Origin of the sequence: Catellatospora sp. NPDC049609 (assembly GCF_040675365.1) — a bacterium.
Lineage (GTDB): Bacteria > Actinomycetota > Actinomycetes > Mycobacteriales > Micromonosporaceae > Catellatospora.
The window spans coordinates 1-5,109 of record NZ_JBFAOU010000312.1 but is presented as its reverse complement, the minus strand read 5'-3'; the positions used below and the strand labels follow the sequence as shown (position 1 = coordinate 5,109).

Below are 5,109 nucleotides of genomic sequence, written 5' to 3'. Positions count from 1 at the left end.
GCTCGCGCACCATCAGCTCGCCGACAGAAAGTGCAGTCTGGCTGCACTTTCTGACCCGAAACAGCGATCATGGTCAGCTGTCGGTCGGCTCCAGTACGAAGACGGGGATCTCGCGGTCGGTCTTCTGCTGGTAGTCGGCGTAGGGCGGGTATGCGGCGACCGCCCGGTCCCACCACTGGGCCTTCTCCGCGCCGGTCACCTCGCGGGCCGTCATGTCCTGGCGCCGGGGCCCGTCCTGGAGCTCCACCGTGGGGTGCCGCAGGATGTTGTAGTACCAGACGGGATGCTTGGGCGCGCCGCCCAGCGAGGCCACCACGGCGTACCGGCCGCCGTGCTCGACGCGCATCAGCGGCGTTTTGCGGATCTTGCCGCTCTTGGCGCCCAGGGTGGTCAGGATGATCACCGGTAGGCCGGTGTCCAGCAGCGTCGTGCCCTTGGTGCCGCCGGAGCTCTCGTACAGCTCGACCTGGTCCCGCACCCACTGCTCCGGACTCGGCTCGTACTCGCCCTCAAGTGGCATGGCATCCGTCCCATCACGGTCGCGTCCCTGGCTCCACCGTGCCTCGGATCGCGCCGCCGCACCGTGCGTTTCCGGGATTCCGACACCGGCCGCGCCCGGATCCGAGCGCTCACGCCGCGCGGGTCCCGCCGCGACCGCCCTCAGCGCGCGGAGCCGTCGGCATCGCTGCCGGGCTCGGTGAAGTAGTCCTTGATCTTGAAGATCTGGTCGATGTCGAGTGCCGGGTTGGTCCAGACGAGGTCGGCGGTGCAGTCCGTGGTGTCGTGGCGGCGGAAGGTCACCGTCACCGCTTCGAGTCGCTTGGGCAGCGGCCAGCCGGACAGGTCGCCCAGATCGATCTCCTCGTCGCCGGGCAGGATGTGGCTCAGCGCCGCCGTCGACCCGCCGGCCGTCATCGATATCTCGACCACCGCCGTGGGGCAGCCGTCGATGTCGATGTCGCCGTTCACGCCGCCGTACGCCTGCGGCATCAGCCAGGTCGAACCGGTCTCGAACTCGGTGGTCACCGCCGCTCCCGGCGGTAGCTCCCAGTGCCAGTCCACGATGTGGATGCAGGCGCCGCCACCGCCGCACATCGACCGGTCCACGACGCGCGGCTTGGCGCCCGCCTGGAAGCGGAGGTTGTCCACCGTGGGAATCGCGGCGAAGGCGAACGCGGGCATGACGACGAGGCCGACCTGGAGCGCCAGCCGCAGCAGCGGCCGCCGCAGCAGCCTGCCGAATGCTCGCAGGCGCGAGGCGGGCGTGCCCGCGACGTACCAGCGGCCGGCGAACAGGTTCGGTCCCTGCCGCCGGATTCGGTCCTGCAACCGGGCGTGGCGGAACTGGTACGCCGCACCGGGCTGGCGCAGCACGCCGCGCTGGTGCGCGTCCTCCAGGAATCGCATCAGCCGCAGCGGCAGCCCCCCGCTCAACGCGAGGGTGATCCGGGTGAGGAAGAACGAGCCCCACGCCGAGTCGAGCAGGGTGGTGATCCCGAAAAGCAGGCCGATGCCCGCGGCGTACGCCCGCGTCGTGTGCTGGTCGGCGCCCAGCCCACCGCCGAGGGCGGCGCCGACCAGCCCGCCGACCGCGATGGCGGCGGTCATGGCGCACCCGGTGGCGAGGATCCGGTAGCGGCGCAGGTGGGAACGGATCCCGGTCTCCCGGTCGTCGGCGAAGATCTCCGAACCGCGGTAGCCGAGCCACTCGTCGACCTTGAGGTAGAGCAGGAACGAGCAGACGCCGAAGAAGAACCCGAAGAACGGGCCGAGGATCAGGTGGTTGAGCCAGCCCGCGCAGGCGCTCAGGGCGAGTGCGATCCACAGCGTCGCCCCTTCGGACACCAGGTTCCACCAGCGCAGCTCGCGTGGCCCGTGGGCGAGGGTGCCCAGCCAGCGCTGCGCACGTTCGGCCCGGTAGGGCGGCTTGTGCCGGGTGTCGTAGGCGGCGGGCACGAACGCGTCGAGCAGGTGCTCCTCGACGGCCCGAGAGGTGCCGAAGCGGTCGGTGTCGAGCAGCTCGCCGGGATCGGTGTCGGTGCTCTCGTACGTGGTGCGGATCAGGAACAGCATCAGCGGGGTGGTCAGCGCTGTGGCGAGCGGCCCGTCCGGCTCGGCGCGGAGCCGGTCCAGCAGGCGGCGCCAGCGCCGGACGTCGCCGACGGCCCCGTGCAGGTACGCCGCCGCCGTATCGGCCCGCACCGGCTCGATCTCCACGACGGCGGCCCTGCTCAGATACTTCTCCGAGGTCCGCACGGCGTACTCGAACTCGGCCGGGCGGCACGTCAGCACGAACGGCATGCGGTCGGTGAAGGCGGAGTCGACGCCCTTGATCACCTCGCTGGCGGGGGCTCGGGTGACCTCGTCCATGCCGTCGAGGATCGGCAGGATCCGGGCCGTTTCGACCAGCCGCCGCAGCACGCCCGCTCCGTGCCGGCGGGCCACGGCCGCGTAGTCCTCGACGAGCCGGGCGGCCATCCAGTCGTCGAGCGACACCTGGTGCGGGTTCCAGGAGGACATGGGCAGGTACACCGGGACCGGCCCGTCCGCGCGCGGGGGGCGGGCGTCCAGCAGGTCGAGCGTGAGGCGCATGGCCAGGACGGTCTTGCCCGCGCCCGCCTCGCCCAGCACGGTGAGGTGCCCGCGGGGCAGGCCGCGGAACAGCGTGGCGAGGTCCTTGCTGCCGCTGCTCAGCCGTAACCTGGTCCCTCGGGCGGCACCGGCCAGCACCACGCGCCGGTCGGCCTGCACCGGGCGTTCGGTCGCGCGTACGACCACCTCGAGCGGGGCGCCGCGCCAGACGTCGCGGCGTATGGTCTCGCGCCGCATCCGCCGCGCCACCTCCACCGCGAGGTCCGCCGCCGCCTCGTCGACGGCCGCGCGGCTGACGGCGGAGCCGGGCGGCAGGAACGCGGGCAGCCTCGTCAGACCCTCCCAAGCCAGCTTGCCGGCCAGGGTCGCGGCGGCCAGCGCCAGCCCGACCGGGCCGACCTCGCTCAGCTGCCCGACGAGATCCTGCCCCACGCGGAACGGCGCATGCGCCGAAGCCCACGCGGTCACGCCGGGCAGCCAGCGCAGTGCCGCGGCGTAGACCGGGCCGAAGGCCGCCAGTCCCGCGACCGCCGCCAGTGGGCCCCGCCACCACCGCAGCCGCACCGTGCCCCCTCACCGACATCGACTGACGGCAGTGTCTCATCTCGACGCGAGTCGAGGCCTCGACCCGGCCGACGGAAGTGCCACCGGGCGTACGCCCGGCGAGCTCACGAAGCGCGCGCCCCGGATTCGGAGTCCCACAGCTGCAGCGCGTCGCCGAGGAACTCGTGGACGTAGCCGCAGTTCGTGCAGATGACGCCCAGGGAGGACTTGTTGGCCCAGGCGAGGTCGAGGAACTCCATGCCGCCGGTGTTCAGCTTGATCGAGCGGCTGGTGAACAGCCCGCCCTGGCAGACCACGCAGCGGAACACCTCGCCGTTGATGGTGGCGACGTACGGGGGACGGTCGAAGAAGCCCATGCATCGAAGGTAGGCAGCGCTCACCACTCGCGGCAGCCCCAGCTTTCTGCACACTTGCGCCCGGCGCATCCGCCGGTGAGCGCGCCGCGGTTCACCCGGTCGCGGTGGCGTCGTCGGCGGCGCTCAGCTCGGCCAAACGCAGCAGGGTGCGTTTGAACGCCTGGTAGTCGTCCTGACCGATCGCCTCGGCGAGGCGCTGCTCGATGCGGTCCATGGCCTCGTCGCTGTGTCGCATCTGGGCGAGCCCCCTGGCCGTCGGGACGACGAGCTTGGCCCGCCGGTCGGCCGGGTCGGGCTCGCGGCGCACCAGGCCGAGGGCCTCCAGCTCGTCGACGAGCGTGCCGATGACCTGCTTGTGCTGGCCGGACAGCTCGGCCAGCTCGGTGGCCCGGTTGCCCTGCTCGTCGAGATAGGCCAGCACGGCACCGTGGCGCGGTTTGGTCTTCGCGTGGCTCTCGGCCAGCTGCTGCTGGACGGCGAACAGCAGCCGTGCCGTCAGCACCCCGAGGTCGGGGTCGGTCCGCTTCCGCTCACTTCGACGCATGACTTTAATCACCAAACTTGATAGTCACTAATCCTGACTATCACTAGTACTGTCTTCTCCGTCAGCATCTCACGGAGGGAACCAGCCATGACCATCCTGGTCACCGGAGCCAACGGGAACGTGTCCAGCGCCCTGCTCGCCACTCTCGCCGCCGACCCCGCCCACCAGGTCCGTGCCCTGGTACGCGACCCCGCCAAAGCGCCCGCCGGAGTCGAGGTCGCCGTCGGTGATCTGGCACAGCCGCACACGCTGACCGGCGCGTTCGCGGGCGTCGACACGCTGTGGCTGCTCACCGCGATGGGGCCGGACGCTCCCCACGCCAGCTCGAACGCCGTCTGGGCCGCCCGGCAGGCGGGCGTCCGGCACATCGTGCGGCTGTCGGCGATCGGCGCCGCACACGACGCACCCACCCGCAACGGACGGCTGCACGCACTGTCCGACACCGAACTGCAGGCGTCCGGCATCGGCTGGACCGTCATCCGGCCCGCGTTCTTCCTGCAGAACCTGCTCGGCTCGGTGCAGAGCGGCGTGCTGCACGCCGCGACCGGCGACGGCCGGCTGAGCCCGATCGACGTCCGCGACATCGCCGACTTCGGGGCGCGCGTGCTGGCCGAGCCGTCCCGTCACGCGCGCCGGGTCTACACCATCACCGGCCCGGAAAGCCTGTCCATGCGCGCCGCGGCGGACCGGATCGGCGCCTCCTACCAGCACGTTCCGGCCGCCGACGTGGTCGCCGGGATGCGTGTGGCAGGACTGTCCGACTGGATCGCCGACGTGACCGGCGAATACCTCGACGCGTATGCGGCGGGCTGGGGTGACCTCGTCACGCGGGACTTCGCCGAGGTGACCGGGCGGCCCGCGCGGGACTTCGTGACCTTCGCCCGTGAGCACGGCCTCGCGACCCGCTGAGCCGGTGCGCCCCGCCGGCGAGTCGCGCCGGGCTGGACGGTCTACTGCGGGCCGGGTCAACACTGCGGCCGGGCCTGGACCCGCGTTCGCGGCGGGTCGGGTCGCGCCCGATTGGCCAAGATCGCTGTTTCCGGTCGAAACCTG

General features: G+C 71.8%; 5 protein-coding genes. 1 reads left to right on the top strand and 4 read right to left on the bottom strand.

Going from position 1 to position 5,109, the window contains the following annotated elements:
- Positions 1 to 73: 73 nt before the first annotated feature.
- The 4 genes from AB0J67_RS39090 to AB0J67_RS39075 all read right to left on the bottom strand — a co-directional run bounded on the left by AB0J67_RS39090 (position 74) and on the right by AB0J67_RS39075 (position 4,056).
- A complete protein-coding gene (locus tag AB0J67_RS39090) occupies positions 74 to 520 on the bottom strand; it encodes a nitroreductase family deazaflavin-dependent oxidoreductase (RefSeq protein WP_363490539.1) in 447 nt (148 codons plus the stop codon).
- 140 nt (positions 521 to 660) lie between these two features.
- Entirely contained in the window at positions 661 to 3,156 is a 2,496-nt protein-coding gene (locus AB0J67_RS39085) for an NACHT domain-containing protein (protein WP_363490537.1), read from the bottom strand.
- A gap of 104 nt (positions 3,157 to 3,260) precedes the next feature.
- Entirely contained in the window at positions 3,261 to 3,512 is a 252-nt protein-coding gene (locus AB0J67_RS39080) for a hypothetical protein (protein WP_363490535.1), read from the bottom strand.
- A 91-nt stretch (positions 3,513 to 3,603) separates the two neighbouring features.
- A complete protein-coding gene (locus AB0J67_RS39075) occupies positions 3,604 to 4,056 on the bottom strand; it encodes a MarR family winged helix-turn-helix transcriptional regulator (protein ID WP_363490533.1) in 453 nt (150 codons plus the stop codon).
- 87 nt (positions 4,057 to 4,143) lie between these two features.
- Between AB0J67_RS39075 and AB0J67_RS39070 the strand changes: the two genes are divergently transcribed.
- Entirely contained in the window at positions 4,144 to 4,965 is an 822-nt protein-coding gene (locus tag AB0J67_RS39070) for an NAD(P)H-binding protein (protein ID WP_363490531.1), read from the top strand.
- Positions 4,966 to 5,109: the final 144 nt, after the last annotated feature.

What these genes read in the sequence shown, in the direction of transcription:
- AB0J67_RS39090 (WP_363490539.1), bottom strand. Translation starts at nt 520, where the DNA reads ATGCCACTTGAGGGCGAGTACGAGCCGAGTCCGGAGCAGTGGGTGCGG.
- AB0J67_RS39080 (WP_363490535.1), bottom strand. Translation starts at nt 3,512, where the DNA reads ATGGGCTTCTTCGACCGTCCCCCGTACGTCGCCACCATCAACGGCGAG.
- AB0J67_RS39075 (WP_363490533.1), bottom strand. Translation starts at nt 4,056, where the DNA reads ATGCGTCGAAGTGAGCGGAAGCGGACCGACCCCGACCTCGGGGTGCTG.
- AB0J67_RS39070 (WP_363490531.1), top strand. Translation starts at nt 4,144, where the DNA reads ATGACCATCCTGGTCACCGGAGCCAACGGGAACGTGTCCAGCGCCCTG.